The 20,571-nt window shown below is 72.6% G+C and carries 15 protein-coding genes; 5 read left to right on the forward strand and 10 right to left on the reverse strand.

Features of this window, described 5'->3' with window-relative positions:
* Position 1: 1 nt before the first annotated feature.
* Entirely contained in the window at positions 2 to 2,569 is a 2,568-nt protein-coding gene (gene valS, locus AC2A1K_RS21125) for a valine--tRNA ligase (RefSeq protein ID WP_483898292.1), read from the reverse strand.
* Positions 2,570 to 2,628: 59 nt separating this feature from the next.
* Here valS and AC2A1K_RS21130 point away from each other — a divergent pair, with 59 nt between their 5' ends.
* Positions 2,629 to 3,600, forward strand: a complete 972-nt coding sequence (locus AC2A1K_RS21130; RefSeq protein ID WP_483898293.1) for an NADP-dependent oxidoreductase — start codon at positions 2,629 to 2,631, stop codon at positions 3,598 to 3,600.
* A 97-nt stretch (positions 3,601 to 3,697) separates the two neighbouring features.
* On the opposite strand, the gene AC2A1K_RS21135 is transcribed toward AC2A1K_RS21130, so the two are convergent.
* Genes AC2A1K_RS21135 through AC2A1K_RS21160 form a run of 6 tightly spaced genes read right to left on the reverse strand, consistent with a single transcriptional unit; the run spans position 3,698 to position 11,012 of the window.
* On the reverse strand, positions 3,698 to 4,462 hold the full coding sequence (locus AC2A1K_RS21135; RefSeq protein WP_483898294.1) for a maleylpyruvate isomerase N-terminal domain-containing protein: 765 nt from the start codon (positions 4,460 to 4,462) through the stop codon (positions 3,698 to 3,700).
* Between the two features lie 17 nt (positions 4,463 to 4,479).
* On the reverse strand, positions 4,480 to 4,821 hold the full coding sequence (locus AC2A1K_RS21140) for a Rieske (2Fe-2S) protein (protein WP_483898295.1): 342 nt from the start codon (positions 4,819 to 4,821) through the stop codon (positions 4,480 to 4,482).
* On the reverse strand, positions 4,818 to 7,394 hold the full coding sequence (gene nirB, locus AC2A1K_RS21145) for a nitrite reductase large subunit NirB (RefSeq protein WP_483898296.1): 2,577 nt from the start codon (positions 7,392 to 7,394) through the stop codon (positions 4,818 to 4,820). Before nirB ends, AC2A1K_RS21140 begins: the two co-directional genes overlap by 4 nt.
* 3 nt (positions 7,395 to 7,397) lie before the next feature.
* On the reverse strand, positions 7,398 to 7,745 hold the full coding sequence (locus AC2A1K_RS21150) for a molybdopterin oxidoreductase (protein WP_483898297.1): 348 nt from the start codon (positions 7,743 to 7,745) through the stop codon (positions 7,398 to 7,400).
* Positions 7,742 to 9,889, reverse strand: a complete 2,148-nt coding sequence (locus AC2A1K_RS21155) for a molybdopterin oxidoreductase family protein (protein WP_483898298.1) — start codon at positions 9,887 to 9,889, stop codon at positions 7,742 to 7,744. The genes AC2A1K_RS21150 and AC2A1K_RS21155 overlap by 4 nt, the downstream gene beginning before the upstream one ends.
* A 34-nt stretch (positions 9,890 to 9,923) precedes the next feature.
* Complete coding sequence (locus AC2A1K_RS21160; protein ID WP_483898299.1) at positions 9,924 to 11,012, reverse strand: LLM class flavin-dependent oxidoreductase; 1,089 nt, start codon at positions 11,010 to 11,012, stop codon at positions 9,924 to 9,926.
* A gap of 299 nt (positions 11,013 to 11,311) precedes the next feature.
* Between AC2A1K_RS21160 and AC2A1K_RS21165 the strand changes: the two genes are divergently transcribed.
* Positions 11,312 to 12,880 carry a Re/Si-specific NAD(P)(+) transhydrogenase subunit alpha gene (locus AC2A1K_RS21165; RefSeq protein ID WP_483898300.1) on the forward strand — a complete coding sequence of 523 codons (1,569 nt, stop codon included), beginning with the start codon at positions 11,312 to 11,314 and terminating at the stop codon, positions 12,878 to 12,880.
* The gene (gene pntB / locus AC2A1K_RS21170) at positions 12,877 to 14,283 is read left to right on the forward strand and encodes a Re/Si-specific NAD(P)(+) transhydrogenase subunit beta (protein WP_483898301.1); all 1,407 of its coding nucleotides are present in this window, start codon (positions 12,877 to 12,879) and stop codon (positions 14,281 to 14,283) included. Before AC2A1K_RS21165 ends, pntB begins: the two co-directional genes overlap by 4 nt.
* Here pntB and AC2A1K_RS21175 read toward each other — a convergent pair.
* Both AC2A1K_RS21175 and AC2A1K_RS21180 read right to left on the reverse strand, forming a co-directional pair.
* Positions 14,270 to 14,662 carry an ankyrin repeat domain-containing protein gene (locus AC2A1K_RS21175; protein WP_483898302.1) on the reverse strand — a complete coding sequence of 131 codons (393 nt, stop codon included), beginning with the start codon at positions 14,660 to 14,662 and terminating at the stop codon, positions 14,270 to 14,272. The genes pntB and AC2A1K_RS21175 overlap by 14 nt on opposite strands.
* An 81-nt stretch (positions 14,663 to 14,743) precedes the next feature.
* On the reverse strand, positions 14,744 to 15,937 hold the full coding sequence (locus AC2A1K_RS21180) for an alkaline phosphatase family protein (protein WP_483898303.1): 1,194 nt from the start codon (positions 15,935 to 15,937) through the stop codon (positions 14,744 to 14,746).
* A gap of 128 nt (positions 15,938 to 16,065) precedes the next feature.
* Between AC2A1K_RS21180 and AC2A1K_RS21185 the strand changes: the two genes are divergently transcribed.
* Positions 16,066 to 18,330, forward strand: a complete 2,265-nt coding sequence (locus tag AC2A1K_RS21185; RefSeq protein WP_483898304.1) for a carbon starvation CstA family protein — start codon at positions 16,066 to 16,068, stop codon at positions 18,328 to 18,330.
* Positions 18,330 to 18,524, forward strand: a complete 195-nt coding sequence (locus tag AC2A1K_RS21190; RefSeq protein ID WP_483898305.1) for a YbdD/YjiX family protein — start codon at positions 18,330 to 18,332, stop codon at positions 18,522 to 18,524. Before AC2A1K_RS21185 ends, AC2A1K_RS21190 begins: the two co-directional genes overlap by 1 nt.
* Before the next feature lie 19 nt (positions 18,525 to 18,543).
* Here AC2A1K_RS21190 and AC2A1K_RS21195 read toward each other — a convergent pair whose 3' ends face one another.
* Positions 18,544 to 20,379: a phosphoenolpyruvate carboxykinase (GTP) gene (locus AC2A1K_RS21195; RefSeq protein WP_483898306.1), complete on the reverse strand. Its 1,836-nt coding sequence runs from the start codon at positions 20,377 to 20,379 to the stop codon at positions 18,544 to 18,546.
* Between the last annotated feature and the right edge of the window lie 192 nt (positions 20,380 to 20,571).

Genomic DNA, 20,571 nt, shown 5'->3' on the forward strand with positions numbered 1-20,571 from the left:
GCTAGGCCGTCGGGCCGCCGACGGTGGTGACGAGCTCCCCGTCCGGGGACACGACCAGCTCCACGTCACGCACCCGGCCCGCGGCGCGCACGTCCGACAGGGCCGAGCGGAGCGCCTCGAGGGCGTCGGGCGCGGCTTGCACCGAGAGGGTCTCGATCTCGGTGCGGATCGAGAGCTTCTGCTCCGACTTCGCCCGCCGGATGCCGCCGATGACGTCCGAGGCGATCGACAGGACCTGCGGGTCGACCTCGGCGGACGTCGCGAGCTCGTGGACGTTCGGCCAGGGGGCACGGTGGACCGAGCCGTCCTGCCACCACGACCAGACCTCCTCGGCCACGAAGGGCAGCACCGGCGCGAAGAGCCGCTGCAGCACCCGCAGCGCGGCGGCGAGCGTCGCCCGCGCCGAGTCGCGGCCGGCCTCGTCGAACTCACCGTAGGCGCGGGACTTGACCAGCTCGAGGTAGTCGTCGCAGAAGAACCAGAAGAACTGCTCGGTGACCTCGAGCGCGACCGCGTAGTCGTAGTTCTCGAGCGCGGTGGTGGCCTTCTCGACGACCTCGGTGAGCCGGGCCAGCAGGGCGCGGTCGAGTGGCGTCGACACCGCCGACACGTCGGGCTCGCCGGCCGGCACCCCGACGCCGAGGATGAACTTCGACGCGTTGAGCAGCTTCATCGCCAGACGCCGGCCGACCTTCATCTGCCCGCGGTCGAACGCCGTGTCGACGCCCGGGCGCCCGCCCGCGGCCCAGTAGCGCACCGCGTCCGAGCCGAACTCCTCGAGCAGGTCCATGGGCGTCACGACGTTGCCCTTGGACTTCGACATCTTCTTGCGATCCGGATCGAGGATCCAACCCGACAGCGCCGCGTGCGTCCAGGGCAGGCTGTCGTGCTCGAGGTGGCTGCGCAGGACCGTCGAGAACAGCCAGGTGCGGATGATGTCGTGGCCCTGCGGGCGCAGGTCCATCGGGAAGACGCGCGCGAACAGGTCGTCGTCGACGCTCCACAGCCCCGCGATCTGCGGGGTCAGCGACGAGGTGGCCCACGTGTCGAGGACGTCCGGGTCGCCGGTGAACCCACCCGGGACGTCGCGCTGGTCGGCCGTGTAGCCGGGCGGGACGTCGGTGGTCGGGTCGATGGGCAGGGCGTCGTCGGCCGGAGTCAGCGGCTTGTCTCCGACGACCTCGCCCTCGGCGTCGAGCGGGTACCAGACCGGTACCGGCACGCCGAAGAAGCGTTGGCGGCTGACCAGCCAGTCGCCGTTGAGGCCGCGCACCCAGTCCTCGTAGCGGTGGCGCATGTACTCGGGGTGCCACTGCAGCTCGCGGCCGCGCTCGAGCATCTCCTCGCGGACCGAGGCCTCGCGCCCACCGTTGCGGATGTACCACTGGCGGCTGGAGACGATCTCGAGCGGCTTGTCGCCCTTCTCGTAGAACTTCACGGGCCGGGTGACGGGACGGACGTCGCCGATGAGCTCGCCGGTCTCGGTGAGCATGGCGACGATCCGCTCCTTGGCGGTGTGCACCGTCGCGCCGGCGATCTCCTCGTAGCGCTGCCGCCCGCTCTGCGAGGTGATCCAGTCCGGGGTTTCCCGGAGCAGGCGGCCGTCGCGGTTGATCACCGTGCGGTTGGGCAGGTCGAGCTCGCGCCACCACTGCACGTCGGTGAGGTCGCCGAACGTGCAGCACATCGCGATGCCGGCGCCGCGCTCCATCTCGGCGGCGGGGTGCGCGAGCACGGGGACCTCGACGTCGAACAGGGGCGAGCGCACCGTCGTGCCGAACAGCGCCCGGTAGCGCTCGTCCTCGGGGTGCGCGACGAGCGCGACGCAGGCGGGGATCAGTTCCGGGCGCGTCGTCTCGATCGCGATGTCGTCCGACGCACCGTGATAGGCGACCCGGTGCCACGCGCCGGTGTGCTCGCGGTCCTCGAGCTCGGCCTGGGCGACCGCGGTGCGGAAGGTGACGTCCCACAGCGTCGGCGCCATGGACACGTAGGCCTGACCGCGCTCGACGTTGCGCAGGAACGCGCGCTGGCTGATCGCGCGGGCCCGGGCGTCGATCGTCTGGTAGCCGTGCGACCAGTCGACCGAGAGGCCGCCCTGCCGCCAGAGCTCCTCGAACGCCTTCTCGTCGTCCGCGGTGAGCGTCTCGCAGAGCTCGACGAAGTTCTTGCGCGAGACCGGGATCTGCTGCTTGCCGGGCTTCTCGGGTGGGGTGAAGTCCGGGTCGTAGGGCAGGCTCGGCTCGCAGCGCACGCCGTAGTAGTTCTGGACGCGCCGCTCGGTGGGCAGGCCGTTGTCGTCCCAGCCCATCGGGTAGAAGACGTGCTTGCCGCGCATGCGCTGGAAGCGGGCGACGATGTCGGTGTGGGTGTAGCTGAACACGTGCCCGACGTGCAGCGACCCGGACACCGTCGGCGGCGGGGTGTCGACGGAGAACACCTGCTCGCGCGTGGCGGAGCGGTCGAACGCGTAGGTGCCCTCGTCCTCCCATACGCGCGCCCACCGGTCCTCGAGGCCCTCGAGTGTCGGCTTCTCGGGCACGCGCGTGCCGGGGTCGGACTGCACCATGACGTCGAGTTTACCGACGGGGTCCGCGGGTCTTTCCGCCTGCTCAGGGTGTGCGTGGAGTGACCTCCGGGCACGCCGGGACCATGCGCCGCATCACCCAGGACACCGCAGGCGGACCCGAGGTCCTGCACCTCGCCGAGGGCCCGCTCCCGGAGCCGATCCCCACCGAGGTCCGGGTGCGGGTGACGGCGGCCGGGGTCAACCCGGTCGACACCAAGGTCCGCGCCGGCGGCGCCGGGCTCGGCTCAGCCGGCGGGGACATGACCGCGCCGCCGTTCACGGTCGGCTGGGACGTCGCGGGCGTGGTCGACGCCGTCGGGATGGGCGTCACCCGGTTCGCGGTCGGCGACCGCGTGTTCGGGATGCCGTGGTTCCCGCGCGAGGCCGGCGGCTACGCCGAGTACGTCACGGCCCCGTCCCGGCAGTTCGCGCGCATCCCCGACGGCATCGACGACGTCACCGCCGCGGCGCTGCCGCTCGCCGGGCTGACCGCCTGGCAGATCGTCGTCGACACCGCCGACGTGCAGCGCGACCAGCGCGTCCTCGTCCACGCGGCCGGCGGGGGCGTCGGCCACCTCGCGGTGCAGATCGCGAAGACGCGCGGGGCGCACGTCGTCGGCACCGCCTCGGCGGCCAAGCACGCCGACCTCGCGGCGCTCGGGCTCGACGAGGCGATCGACCACCACACCCAGGAGGTCGCGGAGGCGACCCGCGACATCGATGCCGCCGTCGATCTCACCGAGGTCAACGGCCCCTCCTCGCTCGCCGTGATGCGCCCCGGCGGCCTGCTCGTCTGCGTGCCCTCCGGTGTGCCCGAGGGCCTCACCGAGCGGGCGCACGCCGAGGGCAAGCGGGTCACCGACTTCCTCGTCGAGCCCGACGGCGTCGCGCTGACCGGGCTCGCCCGGCTCGTCGAGGAGGGCGCGCTGACCGTCCGCGTCGCCGGCACGTTCCCGCTCGAGGACGCGGCGTCGGCGCACCGGGAACTGGAGAAGGGCGCGACGTTCGGCAAGATCGTGCTCACGCTCTGAACCGTGGTGCAGGAGGTTACTGGCTGGTATCGCTTCCTCGGCGCGACGTACCAGCCAGTGATCGCACCCGCTCCAGGTCCGCTCCGGCAACGTCTGATCAGACCCCACCGTGCTCGCGCCAGAGCGTGAGCAGGTCCGGTGCCCCGAGGACGTCGACACCGGCGACCTCGGGGCTCTCGCGGCTGGTGAGGACGGTGAGCAGCGACGCGGCGGGACCGCGCAGGGCGGTGTCGCTCTTGCGGTGCGCGCGCTCGACCCTCGGGCCCTCGGCGCCGAGGGTCACGACCCACTCGCCGGCGTCGCCCAGCCCGTCGTCGGTCGCGTGCAGGTGCAGCGTCGCGCCGTCGGCCCGCAGCCCGTCGCGCCGGGACGCGCTGAGCACCACCATCGCCAGGTGCTCGTCGACGGCGTCCGCCGCGACCACCGGGTCCAGGTCGGCGAGCAGCGGCATCCCGGCGGCGAGCTCGGCGTCGGCGCGGTGCACCAGCGTCTCGTGACACTGCCGCCGCGCCCAGAACGACACCGGCACCATGCCCCCGAACCCGCCGACCTGCGTGTCCTCGCCGGCGTCGCGGATCGCCTGGACCAGCGCGGCGGCACCCTCGAGGAGCCAGAGCGACACCTCGCCCTCGTCCTCGGGCATCGGCGGCGTCGTCGCACCCCGGCGCTTGAGCTTCGTGCCCGGGTTGCCGACGGTCACGGTGCACCAGCGGTGCACGCCGCCGAGGTGGTCGGCGAGGTCGCGGACCGTCCAGTCCGGGCAGGACGGCACCGGGGCGTCGTGACCGGCGGCCCGGACGGCGTCCGAGAAGCCCTTGGCGTGCCGGGTGATCTCGTCGAGGTACTGGGGCACCGGTGGCATGCGGGCATTCTGGCCCGTCACCGCTGCGCCGCGTGCCGCAGGCGGACCACCAGCTCGCCGTCCTCCTCGGTCGCGCTGTAGGCCGCGACGGCGTCCGCGCCCGTGGCGCAGGACCCGTCGACGAGCGAGAACTGGTGGTTGTGCAGCGGGCACATCACCACGTCGCCGTCGGTGAGCCCGTCCGCCAGCGGCCCGCCCCGGTGCGGGCAGATGGCCCGCAGCGCGTGCAGCCCGCCGGAGCGCGGCCGGAACACGGCGACCGGCTCGTCGCCGACGAGGAACGCGCGCCCCTCGCCGATCGGGATCTGCTCGACGGGCCCGAGGCGCGCCTCCACCGCCCTCTCCGCGTCGGTGCTCATCGCACGGGCACCTGGGGCAGCGGGACGAGCGGCAGCGCGTCGTGGAACTGGCCGGGCGTCTGCTCGGTCTGGTCGCTCGCCCACGGGTCGACGTAGGCGTCGATCGTCTCCTGCATCCGCGCGTCCAGCTCGGAGGCGATCCCCTCGCTGTCGTCGACGACCACCGCCTGCAGGTACTCCAGCCCCATGCGCGGCACGAAGTCGTAGGTGCGCTCGAGCCAGTTCGCGTTCTCGCGGTAGTACTGCAGGAACCGCCCGGTGATCGTCATGGCCTCCTCGTGGGAGTCGACCGTGGCGAGGATGTCGCCCTTGCGGATCGTCGCCCCGGCCGCGCCGCCGACGTAGATCTGCCACCGGCAGTCCTGGCCCTCCTCCTGGCTCTCGACGGCCACGAGCCCGACGTCCTTCACCATCGACTCCGCGCAGTTGCGGGGGCACCCGGACACGGCGAGCTTCATCTTCGCCGGGCCCTCGATGCCCTTGTAGGTCTCCTCGAGGTCGATGCCCAGCCGGGTCGAGTCGCCGAGCCCGAACCGGCAGAAGTCGGTGCCGACGCACGTCTTCACGGTGCGGAAGCTCTTGCCGTAGGCCCAGCCGGACGGCATGTCGAGGTCGGACCAGACCTCCTGGAGCTTCTCCTTGGGCACGCCGAGCAGGTCGATGCGCTGCCCACCGGTCAGCTTGACCATCGGGATGGCGTGCTTCTCGGCGACGTCGGCGATCCGGCGCAGCTGGTCCGGCGAGGTCACCCCGCCCGACATCCGCGGGACGACCGAGAAGGTGCCGTCGCGCTGGATGTTGGCGTGCACCCGGTCGTTGATGAACCGGCCGTCGCGTTCGTCGACGAACTCGTGCGGCCACATCATCCGCAGCAGCGCGGTCAGGCCCATCTTCGAGCCGACGTGGTCCTTCCCCTCCGGGGCCAGGGCGTCGAACACCGCCGACACCGACATGAGCCCCCGGGAGCGGATCTCCGCCATCAGCGTCGGCTTGTCCATCGGAATGCCCGGCACGTAGTACGAGTCGGCGGGGTCCTCGCGTCCCGCCCCACCCAGCGCCGCCTCGACGACCTCCGTGACGAGCCCCTTGCACGACCCGCAGCCCTTGCCGGCGCGGGTCGCCGCCATGCAGGCCGACACGGACTCGGCGCCGTTCTCCACGCACCCGACGAGGTCGCCCTTGGAGACGCCGTTGCAGTTGCAGATCTGCGTGTCGTCGGAGAGGTCGGCGGCCGCGGACGCGTCGTCGGCGGTGCCGAGGTCGAAGAGCAGCTTCACGCGCTCCTCGGGCAGCGCCGAGCGGCTGTCGAACGCCTGGGTCAGCGCCGCGACCTTGCTGACGTCGCCGACGAGCGTCGCGCCGATCAGCGTGCCGTCGCGGATGACGACGGTCTGGTAGACCCCGCGGCGGGTCTCGGAGAACTGCACGAACTCGTCCGACGACCGTTCGGGGGTCTTGACGCCCATCTGCGCGACGTCGACGCCCGCGACCTTGAGCTTCGTCGCCAGCCGCGAGCCGTGGTACTCGGCGTCCGGGTTCGCCCCCGTCACCACGTCGGCGAGGACGGCGGCCTGCTCCCACAGGGGGCCGACGACCCCGTAGACCTCACCGCGGTGCTGCGCGCACTCGCCGACCACGTAGATGTCGTCGTCGTCGACCGAGCGCATCTTGTCGTCGACGACGATCGCGCGCTGCGTCTCGAGCCCGGAGACCATCGCGAGCCCGACGTTGGGGCGGATGCCGGCGGTGACGACGACCATGTCGCAGTCCAGCGTCGAGTCGTCCGTGAACCTCACCCCGGAGACCGCCCCGTCGGTCACCAGGATCTCCGAGGTCTTCACCCCGAGGTGCATGTGCATGCCCATGTCCTGCAGCTTCGAGCGCAGCACCTTCGACGCCTCGGCCTCGAGCTGCTGGTTCATCAGCACCTCGGTGGGGTGCACGACGTGCACGGCGACGCCGTGCGCCTGCAGGCCCGCCGCGGCCTCGAGCCCGAGCAGCCCGCCACCGATGACCACGGCGGTCCGGTGCTCGCGCACGTGCTCGAGCATCGCCGTCGCGTCGTCCAGCGAGCGGAAGCCGAAGACGCCGGGCGTCAGCTCGGTCCTCGACGCCCACATGCCCTCGATGGGCGGGAAGAACGACCGGCTGCCGGTGGCCAGCACGAGCGTGTCGTAGGGCGTCACCGACCCGTCGTCGCCGAAGACGACCTTGGCGTGCCGGTCGATGCGCACGATCCGCACGCCGGCGTGCAGCGTGATCCCGTTCTCGGCGTACCAGTCGAGCGGGTTGAGGTAGATCTCGTCGTCCGCGTCGTCGTTGTCCACGACCTCACCGGCCGCGTTCGCGAGGACCTCGGAGAGCAGGATCCGGTTGTAGTTGCCGTACGGCTCGTCACCGAAGACGGTGATCGCGAACTGGTCGCCGCCGCCGCGCGCGAGGATCTCCTCGAGGGCGCGGGCGCCGGACATGCCGTTGCCGACGACGACCAGCCGGGCGCGGGCCGGCATGTCCTGGTCGGTGTCCTGGTCAGTGTCCTGGTCGGTGTCGGGTCGAGGTGCGGTCTGCGTCACGGGCTAGACCTCCACCAGGCCGCAGTCGACGACGGCGGTGCCCGTCGCACCCTCGGGCGCGGCGAGGTGGAGCTCGACGGTCGTGCCGGCCAGCAGGTCCTCGACGACGCGCAGCGAGACGTGCATGTCGCCCTTGGCGCCGATCGGCAGCCAGCGCGACGGCGCGCCGTCGATCACGAGCACGAGCGTGATCAGGTCCTCGGACGAGTTGCCGCCGCGGACGTAGAGCACCTGTCCCGTGGTGCCCTCGGGGACGGTGTAGGTGAGGGTCGGGTCGAGCGGGGCCGGCTTGTCCAGCCCGCGTCCGTCGAACGCGAACGCGCCCTGCAGGAACCGTGGGGTGGTCATCATGCGTCCTCCCGGGTGGTGGGGACGGCCGTGAGCTCGACCGCGCAGACCTTGAACTCCGGCATCCGCGACGCCGGGTCCAGAGCGGGGTTGGTGAGGTCGTTGATCGTCTGATCGCCGGCCCAGTGGAACGGGGCGAAGACGGTGTCGGGTCGGATCGTGCTGGTCAGGCGCACGCGCATCCGCGCGCTCCCGCGGCGGGTGCGCAGCAGGAGGTCGCCGCCGTCGGGCACGCCGAGCCGCGCGGCGAGGTCGGGGTGGACCTCGACCGCGGGCTCCGGTTCGGCGTCGAGCAGGGCCTTGGTCCGCCGGGTCTGCGTGCCCGACTGGTAGTGCGCGCGGCTGCGGCCGGTGGTCAGCCGGTAGGGGAACTCGTCGTCGGGGGTCTCGGCCGCCTCGCGGTGGTGCACGACGTGGAACCGCGCGCGCCCGTCGGCCGTGGGGAAGCCGTCCCGGAACATCCGCGGGGTCCCCGGGTGATCGTCGGACGGGCAGGGCCAGAACACCCCGCGCTCGGCGTCGATGCGTTCCCAGGTGATGCCGGCGTAGTCGGCCTTCCCGCCGGCGCTGGCGCGGCGGAGCTCGTCGAAGACGGTGCGTGGGTCGTCGTCGAAGTGCTCGCCGCGGCCGAGGCGCGCGGCGAGATCGGCGAGGACCGCGAGGTCGCTGCGGGCGCCGTCGGGGGCGTCCACGGCGCGGTGGCGGCGCAGCACGCGGCCCTCGACGTTGGTCATCGTGCCGTCCTCCTCGGCCCACTGGGTGGTGGGCAGGACGACGTCGGCGAGCTCGGCGGTCTCGGACAGGAAGATGTCGGAGACGGCGAGGAAGTCGAGGCTCTGGAGCCGCTCGCGGACGTGCGCGGCGCGTGGGGCGGACACGGCGACGTTCGACGCCATGACCATCAGTGCCCGGACGCCGCCGTCGGTGCCGAGGCGGTCGAGCATCTCGTAGGCCGAGACGCCGGGCGCCGGCAGCTCGTCGGGGTCGACGCCCCAGACGCCGGCGACGTGCTCGCGGGCCGCGGGGTCGGCGAGCATCCGGTAGCCGGGCAGCTGGTCGGCCTTCTGGCCGTGCTCGCGGCCGCCCTGCCCGTTGCCCTGGCCGGTCATCGTCGCCCAGCCGCTGTACGGACGGCCGGGCAGACCGAGGGCGAGCGCGAGGTTGATCCACGCCAGCGCGGTGTCCGAACCCTTCGCGTGCTGCTCGGCGCCGCGGCCGGACAGGATGATCGTCGCGCGGGACTCGGCGAGCATCCGGATCGCGCGCTCCATCACCCGCGCCGGGACGCCGGTGATGCGCTCGACGCGATCGGGCCAGTACTGCCGCACGGCGCGCCGCAGCGCGGGCCAGCCGGTGGTGCGCTCGGCGATGTAGGCGGTGTCGACCAGCCGGTGGCGCACCGCGAGGTGCAGCAGGCCGTTGGCCAGGGCGAGGTCGGTGCCCGGGACGGGCTGGAGGTGCACGTCGGAGGCGGCGGCGGTCGCGGTGTAGCGGGGGTCGACGACGAGGTGCTGCGCGCCGCGCTCGCGGCCCGCGGCGAACCACCGCATCGCCGGCGGCATCACGTCGGCGGGGTTCGAGCCGACGAGCAGCACGGTGTCGGCGCGGGCGATGTCGGCGAGCGGGAACGGCATCCCGCGGTCGAGCCCGAACGCCTTGTTCGCCGCGGCGGCGGCCGACGACATGCAGAAGCGGCCGTTGTAGTCGATCGAGGCGCTGCGCAGCGCGACCCGCACGAACTTCCCGGCCTGGTAGGCCTTCTCGTTGGTCATCCCGCCGCCGCCGAACAGGCCCGCGGCGTCGGGCCCGTACCGCTCCTGGGCGACGGTCAGGCCGTCGACGATGCGCTGCAGCGCCTCGTCCCAGCTCGCCGCCCGGAACGGCTCGTTGCGGGCCCCGTGACCACTGCGGACCAGCGGGGTCGTCAGGCGGTCCGGGTGGGCGAGCAGCTCCGCCGACGAGAGGCCCTTCTCGCACAGGCCTCCGCGGTTGGTCGGGAACGGCGCACCCGTGACCTCGAGCACCGGGCCCGCGCCGTGCTCGCGCGGGGTCAGCGTCATCGCGCACTGCAGCGAGCAGTACGGGCAGTGGGTGCTGACGCCCTGCTCGGGCGCCGATCCGGAGATCGGCAGGTGGGGCCCGGCCATGCCCCCACGCTGCGGGCGGCGCGTTGCCGGCCGGTTACACCGACGCTACGGCTGCTCGATCGCCCGTCGCGCCCGTCACGCCGAACGCCTCGGCGATCAGCTCGTAGGACCGGCGGCGCTCGGCGGTGTCGTGGATCGGGCTCACGATCATGATCTCGTCGGCGTCCGCCTCCTGCGCCCGCCGCTCGAGGTCGGCGCGGACCTCGTCGGGGGTGCCGGCGGTCATCTTCGACGCCATGCCCTCCTCGACCTGGCGCTCGATGGGGCTCCAGTCGTGGGCGACGGCCTCCTCGGGGCTGGGCAGCGGCCCGGGGTGACCGGTCCGCAGGCGGGCCATCGACAGGGCGTGCGCGCGGCCCATGGCGCGGGCGCGCTCGGCGTCCTCGCTGCACATCACGGCGGCGGCGAGGATGACGTGCGGGTCCTGCGCGCCGGCGGCGTCGCTGGGCCGGAACTGCCGGCGGTAGATGCGCGTCGCCTCGCCCGGGTCGGCGCCGCCGAAGTGCCCGGCGTAGGCGAAGCCGGTGCCGAACGCGGCCGCGGCCTGCCCGCCGTAGTAGCTCGACGCGAGGATCCAGACCGGGGGCAGCGGCACGTCGTCGGGCATCGCGACGATGCCGGCGAAGGGGTGGTCGGCGGGTAGGCCGTCGACGTAGCCGCGCAGCTCGGTGAACTGCTCGGGGAAGTCGTCGGCGGTGAGGGCCGCGGCGCCACCGCGAAGCGGATCCCCGACTCGGCGGCGCAGCGCGATCGCGGTGCGCGGGTCGGTGCCCGGGGCGCGGCCGATGCCGAGATCGATGCGGCCACGTCCGTCCGGGCCCGGGTGCAGGCCGGCGAGGGCCCGGAACGTCTCGGCCACCTTCAGCGGCGAGTGGTTGGGCAGCATGATCCCGCCGGAGCCGACGCGCAGCGTGCTCGTGGCGTCGGCGACGGCCTGGATCAGGATCTCGGGGCTGGAGCTGGCGACGCTCGGGACGCCGTGGTGCTCGGCCAGCCACATCCGCCGGTAGCCGGCGCGTTCGACGGTGCGACCGAGCTCGACGGTCTCGTGCAGGGCCGCCGACGTCGACGAGCCGGAGGGCACCGGCGAGAGGTCCAGGACCGAGAGCTCGAGATCGCGCATGACCGGTGCAACGCCCCGGGGTCGCGCCCGTGTTCCGGCTCGGGTCAGGCGGTGCGGAGCCCCAGGTCGTGAGCCTTCTCGCTCGCCGGCAGTTGTTCGACCGCGAGTGTGGCAGCGGTCGGCGAGCAGTGGTCGGCGACCGCGCTGGTCAGGTCCGGCAGCCCCCGGGTGACGCGGGCCGTGCCGGGGTGATGTCACCCGCGGAGACTAAGGTCACGCCCATCGGGGGGTCGCGGGCGCGATGATCCGGTGAGCATCCGGCGACGACGCCGGCGGTGGGGAAAGTAGGGAGCACGACCGTGCGCATCGGTGTGCCCCGGGAGACCGGGGAGCACGAGACCCGGGTGGCCGCGACCCCGGCCACCGTGGTGGGTCTCATCAGTCTCGGGGCGACGGTCGTCGTCGAACCCGGCGCGGGCGAGCTCGCCAGCTTTCCCGACGCCGACTACGTCGCGGCGGGCGCCGAGCTCGGCGACCCGTGGTCGGCGGACGTCGTGTTCGCGCTGCGCACCCCCGACGCGGCGGGTCTCGACCGCATGGCGGCCGGCACGACGCTCGTCGCGATGGTCGGGCCCGCCCGCCACCCTGCGGTGCTCGAGGACCTCGCCGCGCGCGGGCTGACCGTGCTGGCCACCGACGCCGTGCCGCGCATCTCCCGCGCCCAGTCGCTGGACGTGCTCAGCTCGATGGCGAACATCGCGGGCTACCGCGCGGTCGTCGAGGCCGCGCACCGCTTCGGGCGCTTCTTCACCGGCCAGGTCACCGCCGCGGGCAAGGTCCCGCCGGCCACCGTGCTGGTCGCGGGCGCGGGTGTCGCGGGCCTGGCGGCGATCGGCGCGGCCAGCAGCCTCGGCGCCGTCGTGCGGGCCACCGACCCGCGGCCCGAGGTCGCCGAGCAGGTCCGCTCCCTGGGCGGCGAGTTCCTCGCCGTCGAGGTCGAGCAGGAGGCGAGCACCGACGGCTACGCCCGCGCGACCTCCGAGGCCTACGACGCGCGCGCCGCGGAGATCTACACCGAGCAGGCCGCCGACGTCGACGTCGTCGTCACCACCGCCCTGATCCCGGGACGCGCGGCGCCGCGCCTGCTCACGGCCTCCGACGTCGCCAGCATGAAGCCCGGCAGCGTGATCGTGGACATGGCCGCGGGCCAGGGCGGCAACGTCGAGGGCTCGGTGGCCGACGAGGTCGTCGTCACCGACAACGGCGTCACCATCGTCGGTGACACCGACCTCGCCGCCCGCCTGCCCGCGCAGGCCTCGCAGCTCTACGGCACCAACCTGCTCAACCTCGTGAAGCTGCTGGTGCCCGGCAAGGACGGCGAGCTGGTCCTCGACCTCGAGGACGTCGTCATCCGCTCGATGACCGTGACCCACCACGGCGACGTGCTCTGGCCGCCCCCGCCGATCCCGGTGTCGGCGGCCCCGGCCGTGCCGATCGAGCCGGTGGCGTCGACGCCGGTCGTGGAGCCGAAGCGCCCGGTGTCCCCGGCGCGGCGCTACGGGCTCGTCGCGGCCGCGTTCGCGCTGCTCTTCGTCGCGGTCGCGTTCGCGCCGGCCGAACTCGCCACCAACCTCACGGTGTTCATGCTGGCCGTCGTCATCGGCTACTACGTCATCGGCAAGGTCCACCACGCCCTGCACACGCCGCTGATGTCGGTCACCAATGCGATCTCGGGCGTCGTCGTGGTCGGGGCGCTCCTGCAGTTCGGCCAGCACGGCACCGTCGTCTCGGTGCTCGCGTTCGTCGCGGTGCTGCTGGCCAGCATCAACATCGTCGGCGGCTTCGCGGTGACGCGACGGATGCTGGCGATGTTCACCAAGGCCCCCGCTCCGAGGTCCACATCGACCACCGAGGGGAGCACGCGATGAGCGCGGGCACCGTCGCCACCGCGGCCTACGTCGTCGCGGCGCTGCTCACGGTCATGAGCCTCGCCGGGCTCTCGAAGCACGAGACCGCGCGCTCGGGCGTCGCCTACGGCATCGCCGGCATGGCCGTCGCCCTGGTCGCCACCGTGGTGCTGGTGGCCGAGTCGGTCTCGGCGGGCGCGATCGCGCTCCTCGCGGTGGCGATGGTCGTCGGCGGCGGCATCGGGCTCTGGCGGGCCCGGGTCGTCGAGATGACCGGCATGCCCGAGCTGATCGCGCTGCTGCACAGCTTCGTCGGTCTCGCCGCGGTGCTGGTGGGCTGGAACGGCTACCTCGAGGTCGAGGCGGTCGGGCCTGCGCAGACGACGGTGGCGCCGGAGATGGTCGGCATCCACTCCGTCGAGGTCGGTATCGGGGTGTTCATCGGTGCGGTGACGTTCACCGGCTCGCTCGTCGCCTACGGGAAGCTCTCGGGGCGCATGAAGTCGCGTCCGCTGACCCTGCCGGGCAAGAACCTGCTCAACCTCGGCGCGCTGGTGGCCTTCGCCGGGCTCACCGTCGGGTTCGCCGTGGCGCCGTCGCTCGGGATCATGATCGCGATCACCGCGGTCGCGCTGGCGCTGGGCTGGCACCTCGTCGACTCGATCGGCGGCGGCGACATGCCCGTCGTCGTGTCGATGCTCAACAGCTACTCGGGCTGGGCGGCCGCGGCCTCGGGCTTCCTGCTCGACAACACCCTGCTGATCGTCACCGGCGCGCTCGTCGGGTCCTCGGGTGCCTACCTCTCCTACGTCATGTGCCAGGCGATGAACCGTTCGTTCCTCTCGGTGATCGCCGGCGGGTTCGGGGTCGAGTCCGGGACGTCGTCGGGTGCGGTCGAGGGCGAGCACCGCGAGGTCACCGCCGACGAGGTCGCGGCGATGCTCGCCGACGCGTCGTCGGTCGTGATCGTGCCCGGCTACGGCATGGCGGTGGCGCAGGCGCAGTACCCGGTCGCCGACCTCACCCGCCGCCTCGTCGACCGCGGTGTCGAGGTCCGCTTCGGCATCCACCCGGTCGCCGGGCGTCTGCCCGGGCACATGAACGTGCTGCTCGCCGAGGCCAAGGTGCCCTACGACATCGTGCTCGAGATGGACGAGATCAACGACGACCTGGCGTCCACCAGCGTCGTCCTCGTCATCGGCGCCAACGACACCGTCAACCCGGCGGCGATGGAGGACCCGGCCAGCCCGATCGCCGGCATGCCGGTCCTGCGCGTGTGGGAGTCGAAGGACGTCGTCGTGTTCAAGCGCTCGATGGCCGTGGGCTACGCGGGCGTGCAGAACCCGCTGTTCTTCCGCGAGAACACCTCGATGATCTTCGGCGACGCGCGCGTGCGCGTCGAGGACATCATCAAGGCGCTCTGAGGACCTCCAGCAGGTCTTCCCGGCCGAACATCCGCGCCGTCTCGACGGCGGTCGGGTGGCCGGCCTCCGGGTCGGCGCCGCCGGCGACCAGGGCCCGGACCACGGCGTCCTCGCCCTTGAACACCGCCCCGGCGACCGGCGCCTGCCCGCGGTCGTTGAGCCGGTCGACGTCGGCGCCGCGCGCGATCAGCGCCGCGACCGCGTCGGCGTGCCCGTGATACGCGGCGAGCATGAGGAGCGTGTCGCCCTTCTCGTTCGTCAGGTTCACGGGGACGCCGGCGTCGACGTACTGCGCCAGCGATGCCGCATCGCCGGCGCGGGCGAGATCGAAGACCCGCGTCGCGAGCTCCCGCACGGCGTCGTCCGGCTCCTCGCTCATCGCCCGCCATGGTGCCTGACGGCACGGGAGCACGAGCGCGCGCTCCAGCGACTTCTGCTCACGTGCGCGCAGCGCACCACCTCAGCCGCGCGCGAGCAGGAAGGGCACGCGCTGCTCGGCGTCGGTGAGCGAGCCGTGGTGACCGACGAGCCCGGTCTCCATCGGCTCGATCCGCGAGCGCACCAGGGTCCAGCTGCCCTGGGCGGCCGCGACGAGGTCGCCGATGCGGCCGCGGGCGGCGTCGGTGACCTCGGGGCCGAACCAGCCCTCGGCGATCGCCTCCTCGCGGGTCCGCACCCACGCGGCGTCCCCCAGCTCCTCGCGCCAGGCCGCGGTGACGTCGTCGAGGGCGCCGTCGGCGACGTACACGTGCCGGACGCGGGTCTCGCCGGCCAGCCGGCGCACGCCGCCGAGCAGAGCCGAGGTGGTGTCGATGTCGATGCGCCAGCCGGCGTCGGTGCCGATCATGCCGTGATCGGCGACGACGGCGAGGACGGTGTCCGACGGCAGATCCTCGGCGATCGCGGCGACCAGCCGGTCGACGACCGCGAGCTGCAGGACCCAGGGCCGGCTGCCCGGGCCGTGCTGGTGCCCGATCATGTCGAGATCGCCGTGGTAGGCATAGCAGAACGTGCGATCCTCGGCGAGGTCCGTGGCCAGGGCGTCGAGCACCTCCGCGCCGAGGTCGCCGAGCGCCGACGCCCCGTGGAACCGCCCGCCCCGCAGCGCCGCCCGGGTCAGTCCCGAGCGCCGCTGGATCTCCGGGGCGACCGTGGTGACGGCGACGCCCGCCCGCGCCGCGCGCTCCAGCACCGTCGGGGCGGCCTGGACCTGCTCGGGCGGGAGGTCGTGGCGCAGGTCGACGGGGTCGGTGGCCCCGTGTGCGCACCAGCGCAGGGTGTTGAGCACGACGTCGGCCGGCGCTTCGGGGTCGTCGAGCGGCGGCACGCCCATGCTGTAGCCGACGATCCCGTGCTCGCCCGACGGCAGCCCGGTGCCGAGGCTCGCGATGCTGACCGCCGTGGTCGCCGGGAACCCGGCGGTCAGCGTGCGTCCGCGCACCACGAGCTCGGCGAGCGCCGGTGCCCGGTCGGCGTGGGCGTCGAGGAGGTCCGCGCCGAGCCCGTCGACGAGCAGCAGCGCGGCCCCGCGCGCCTCGCCGACACCCAGGGCGTCGTCGAACCCGGCGACGCCCAGGGCGGCGGCCAGCGAGGGCGTGACGTCGGCGAGCGTGCCGGGGTCGCAGGCGGACCGGATCGGCACGTCGGCGTCCATCCGGCCGATCGTAGGGCTCCCGGGGACGGACCGGCGCCGCGCACAGCGCCACCTCGTGTAGTCGATCGAGGACAGCGCGCACTCGGAGGACCTATCCTCCCGGCAGTCCGTTCCGAGCGGAGGTCACGATGACGACGACGTCAGGGGGATCGGGCGGTGTGGCGGCGCCGTCCGACCAGGAGCCGCTGCCCACCGCGGTCGACGACGAGGTGCTCGATCAGGAGCGCCGACGCTGGACACCCGTCCGGATCGCGATCTGGACCGGCATCGCCGTCCTGGGCGGGCTGGGCTGGGTCATGGTGGCGCTCATCCGCGGCGAGACCGTCAACGCGATCTGGTTCGTCTTCGCCGCGGTGGCCACGTACGCCATCGCCTACCGGTTCTACTCGACCTACATCGAGCGCAAGCTGCTGCGCCCGGACGACAAGCGCGCGACCCCGGCCGAGCACTCGGAGAACGGGCAGGACTACATGCCCACCGACCGCCGGGTGCTCTACGGGCACCACTTCGCGGCGATCGCCGGCGCGGGGCCCCTGGTCGGCCCGGTCCTCGCCGCGCAGATGGGCTACCTCCCCGGCACCATCTGGATCATCGTCGGTGTCGTGCTGGCCGGCGCGGTCCAGGACTACCTGGTGCTGTTCTTCTCCATGCGCCGTGGTGGGCGCTCGCTGGGGCAGATGGCGCGCGACGAGCTGGGTCGGGTCGGCGGTGCCGCGGCGGTGATCGCGACCCTCGCCATCATGATCATCCTGATCGCGGTCCTCGCCCTGGTCGTCGTGCAGGCCCTCGGCGAGAGCCCCTGGGGCGTGTTCTCGGTGGCCATGACCATCCCGATCGCCCTGTTCATGGGCTTCTACCTCCGCTACCTGCGGCCCGGGAAGGTCGGCGAGGTCTCGGCGATCGGGGTCGTCCTGCTCCTGCTCGCCATCGTCGCGGGCGGCTGGATCGCCGAGAGCGGGCTCGCCTCGGCGTTCACCCTCGACCGGACCACCCTGGCGTGGAGCATCGTGATCTACGGCGTGATCGCCGCCGTGCTGCCGGTGTGGATGCTGCTGGCGCCGCGCGACTACCTCTCGACCTTCATGAAGATCGGCACGATCGTGCTGCTCGCCGTGGCCGTGGTCGTCGTGCGCCCCGAGGTGGCGACGCCGGCGATCAGCGAGTTCGCCGGCCGCTCGGACGGGCCGGTGGTCCCCGGCCCGCTGTTCCCGTTCCTGTTCGTGACGATCGCCTGCGGGGCGCTCTCGGGGTTCCACGCCCTGATCTCCTCGGGGACCACGCCGAAGCTGGTGGAGAAGGAGCGCCAGACCCGCTTCATCGGCTACGGCGGCATGCTCATGGAGTCGTTCGTCGCGATCATGGCGCTGGTCGCGGCCATCTCCATCGACCGCGGCATCTACTTCGCCATGAACGCGCCCACCGCGCTGACCGGCGGCACCGTCGAGACCGCGGCGGCGTTCGTCAACTCGCTCGGCCTCACCGGCGTCAACGTGGCCCCCGATCAGCTGGCCGGGGCCGCGACCATGGTCGGCGAGCAGAGCATCGTCTCGCGCACCGGCGGTGCGCCGACACTGGCGCTGGGCCTGTCCCAGATCCTGTCGCAGTTCCTCGGCGGGGCCGCCCTCGCGAGCTTCTGGTACCACTTCGCGATCATGTTCGAGGCGCTGTTCATCCTCACCGCCGTCGACGCCGGCACCCGGGTGGCGCGCTTCATGCTGCAGGACGCCGTGGGCACGTTCGTCCCCCGCTTCCGCGACATGTCGTGGCGGACCGGCGCGTGGATCGGGACGCTCGTGATGGTCGGCGGCTGGGGCGGAATCCTGATCATGGGCGTCACCGACCCCCTCGGCGGGATCAACACGCTCTTCCCGCTGTTCGGGATCGCCAACCAGCTGCTCGCCGCCGTGGCGCTGGCCGTGTGCCTGGCGATCGTGGCACGCCGCGGGAGCGTCCAGTACCTCTGGATCGTGCTGGTGCCCCTCGTGGCCGTCACGGTGATCACCGTGACGGCGTCGCTCTACAAGATCTTCTCGCCGGTCCCGGGCGTCGGGTACTGGGCCCAGCACGTCGCCTATCGCGACGCCATCGCGGCCGGCCGCACGAGCATGGGCGCGGCGAGGAACCCGGCCCAGATGGAGGCGGTGGTCCGCAACACGTTCATCCAGGGCAGCTTGTCGATCATCTTCCTGGTGCTGGCGCTCGTCGTCATCGTGGCCGCGACCGTGGCGGCGGTGCGGTCGATCCGCGCCGGCGGGCGCCCCGGCCACGAGGAGGAGGCGATCCCGTCCGCGCGCTACGCGCCGTCGGGTCTGATCACCCAGCCCTCGGAGAAGGAGCTCGAGAAGCGGTGGCTCGCCACCAGCGGAGCTCCCGCGCGCAGCGGGGGGCACTGATGGCCGCCTCCGTCGGGCAGAGCTGGCGCGCCGTGCGCTGGTGGTTCCGCGGGGTGCTCGGCGCCGACGCGTACGACCGGTACCTCGCCCACCACCAGCGCAGCGGCCACGACCATCCCCCGATGGGTGAGCGGGAGTTCTGGCGCGCACGCTCCGACCATCAGGAGCGCAACCCGCAGGGCCGCTGCTGCTGACTGACGTTCCGGGGGGCCGCTAGCTGACGCCCAGGCGCTGCTTGAGGGCCTCGAGCTCGTCGCGCATCGAGGTCGGCAGCTTCTCGCCGATCGAGTCGAACCACTCCTCGATCAGCGGGATCTCCGCCTTCCACTCGTCGACGTCGACCTTCAGCGACGCCTCGATGTCCTCGAGGGGCTCGCTGATGCCGTCGAGGTCGATCTGGTCGGCGGTGGGGACGCGGCCGATCGCGGTCTCGGTGGCCGCGGCCTTGCCCTCGAGCCGCTGAATGATCCACTTGAGGACGCGGCCGTTCTCGCCGAACCCGGGCCACAGGAACCGGCCGTCGTCACCGCGGCGGAACCAGTTGACGTAGAAGATCCGCGGCAGCTTGTCGGCGTCCGCGCCCTTGCCGACGTCGATCCAGTGCTGGAAGTAGTCGCCGACGTTGTAGCCGATGAACGGGATCATGGCCATCGGGTCGCGGCGGACCTGGCCGACCGCGCCGGCGGCGGCCGCGGTCTTCTCCGAGGACAGCGTGGCGCCCATGAAGGTGCCGTGCTGCCAGTCGAACGACTCGTTGACCAGCGGGATCGTCGTCTTGCGGCGGCCGCCGAACAGGATCGCCGAGATCGGCACGCCGTTCGGGTCGTCCCACTCGGGGGCGAGGATGGGGCACTGGCTCATCGGCGTGCAGTAGCGCGAGTTCGGGTGCGCCGCCGGCTGGCCGGCCTCGCCGTTGGCGGGCGACCAGTCCTGGCCCTTCCAGGACAGGACATGCTCGGGCTCGCCCTCCATGCCCTCCCACCAGATGTCCTTGTCGTCGGTGAGGGCGACGTTGGTGAACAGCGAGTTCCCGCGCTCGATGGTGCGCATCGCGTTCGGGTTGGTCTTCCAGTTGGTGCCCGGTGCGACGCCGAAGAACCCGGCCTCGGGGTTGACGGCGTAGAGGCGGCCGTCGGCACCGAAGTGCATCCAGGCGATGTCGTCGCCGAGCGTCTCGACCTTCCATCCGGGGATGGTCGGCTCGAGCATCGCGAGGTTGGTCTTGCCGCACGCCGACGGGAACGCCGCGGCGACGTAGTAGACCTTCTCCTCGGGGCTGATCAGCTTGAGGATCAGCATGTGCTCGGCGAGCCAGCCCTCGTCACGGGCCATCGCCGACGCGATGCGCAGCGAGTAGCACTTCTTGCCGAGCAGCGCGTTGCCGCCGTACCCGGAGCCGTAGCTCCAGATCATCCGCTCCTCGGGGAAGTGCGTGATGTACTTCGTCTGGTTGCACGGCCAGCGCACGTCGGACTGGCCGGGCTCCAGCGGCGCGCCGAGCGAGTGCAGCGCAGGGACCCAGTCGGTGTCGCCGTCGAGGAGTCGCTGCACCTCGGGGCCCATGCGGGTCATGATGTGCATCGAGACGACCACGTACGGCGAGTCGCTGAGCTCGACGCCGAGCATGGGCCGCTCCGCCGACGTCGGGCCCATGCAGAAGGGGATGACGTAGAGCGTCCGGCCGCGCATACAGCCGCGGTAGAGCTCGGTCATCGTGGCCTTCATCTCGGCCGGGTCCATCCAGTTGTTGGTGACCCCGGCGTCGGCCGGATCGACCGAGCAGATGTAGGTGCGCTCCTCGACGCGGGCGACGTCGTCGGGGTCGGACGCGGTGTAGAACGAGTTCGGCTTCTTGTCCGGGTCGAGCTGCACGAACGTGCCGGCGTCGACGAGCTCCTTCGTGAGCCGGTCCCACTCCTCCTGGGACCCGTCGCACCACACCACACGGTCCGGCGTGGTGAGGTCGGCGACCTCGGCCACCCAGTCGAGCACCTCCCGGCGTCCGATCGGCGGGTTCTCGAGTCCTTGGATGGTCGGAACAGCAGTCATGCGTCTCCTCGGTCGCTGGCTCGCTCGCCGAACGCCGCAGACCGCGAAGCGGCCCCGGTCGCCTCGGGGAACGGAGACATAGGGGCACGGCATCGTGCCCCTCGTGTACTCCGTCGGTGGTGCTCGACGTTAACGAGACTTCCTGAGAAGGACACCGCCGGGCGCTGTCGGGGGCCTCACTTCCACGATCAA

The organism is Actinomycetospora sp. 2LY8.5 (assembly GCF_057180585.1).

Bases quoted from the DNA above. Each gene is read 5' to 3' on its own strand.
- pntB (WP_483898301.1), top strand. From the start codon at position 12,877: ATGAGCGCGGGCACCGTCGCCACCGCGGCCTACGTCGTCGCGGCGCTG.
- AC2A1K_RS21140 (WP_483898295.1), bottom strand. From the start codon at position 4,821: ATGAGCACCGACGCGGAGAGGGCGGTGGAGGCGCGCCTCGGGCCCGTC.
- AC2A1K_RS21135 (WP_483898294.1), bottom strand. From the start codon at position 4,462: ATGCCACCGGTGCCCCAGTACCTCGACGAGATCACCCGGCACGCCAAG.
- AC2A1K_RS21190 (WP_483898305.1), top strand. From the start codon at position 18,330: ATGGCCGCCTCCGTCGGGCAGAGCTGGCGCGCCGTGCGCTGGTGGTTC.
- AC2A1K_RS21150 (WP_483898297.1), bottom strand. From the start codon at position 7,745: ATGATGACCACCCCACGGTTCCTGCAGGGCGCGTTCGCGTTCGACGGA.
- AC2A1K_RS21175 (WP_483898302.1), bottom strand. From the start codon at position 14,662: ATGAGCGAGGAGCCGGACGACGCCGTGCGGGAGCTCGCGACGCGGGTC.
- AC2A1K_RS21160 (WP_483898299.1), bottom strand. From the start codon at position 11,012: ATGCGCGATCTCGAGCTCTCGGTCCTGGACCTCTCGCCGGTGCCCTCC.
- valS (WP_483898292.1), bottom strand. From the start codon at position 2,569: ATGGTGCAGTCCGACCCCGGCACGCGCGTGCCCGAGAAGCCGACACTC.
- AC2A1K_RS21185 (WP_483898304.1), top strand. From the start codon at position 16,066: ATGACGACGACGTCAGGGGGATCGGGCGGTGTGGCGGCGCCGTCCGAC.
- AC2A1K_RS21195 (WP_483898306.1), bottom strand. From the start codon at position 20,379: ATGACTGCTGTTCCGACCATCCAAGGACTCGAGAACCCGCCGATCGGA.
- AC2A1K_RS21180 (WP_483898303.1), bottom strand. From the start codon at position 15,937: ATGGACGCCGACGTGCCGATCCGGTCCGCCTGCGACCCCGGCACGCTC.
- AC2A1K_RS21155 (WP_483898298.1), bottom strand. From the start codon at position 9,889: ATGGCCGGGCCCCACCTGCCGATCTCCGGATCGGCGCCCGAGCAGGGC.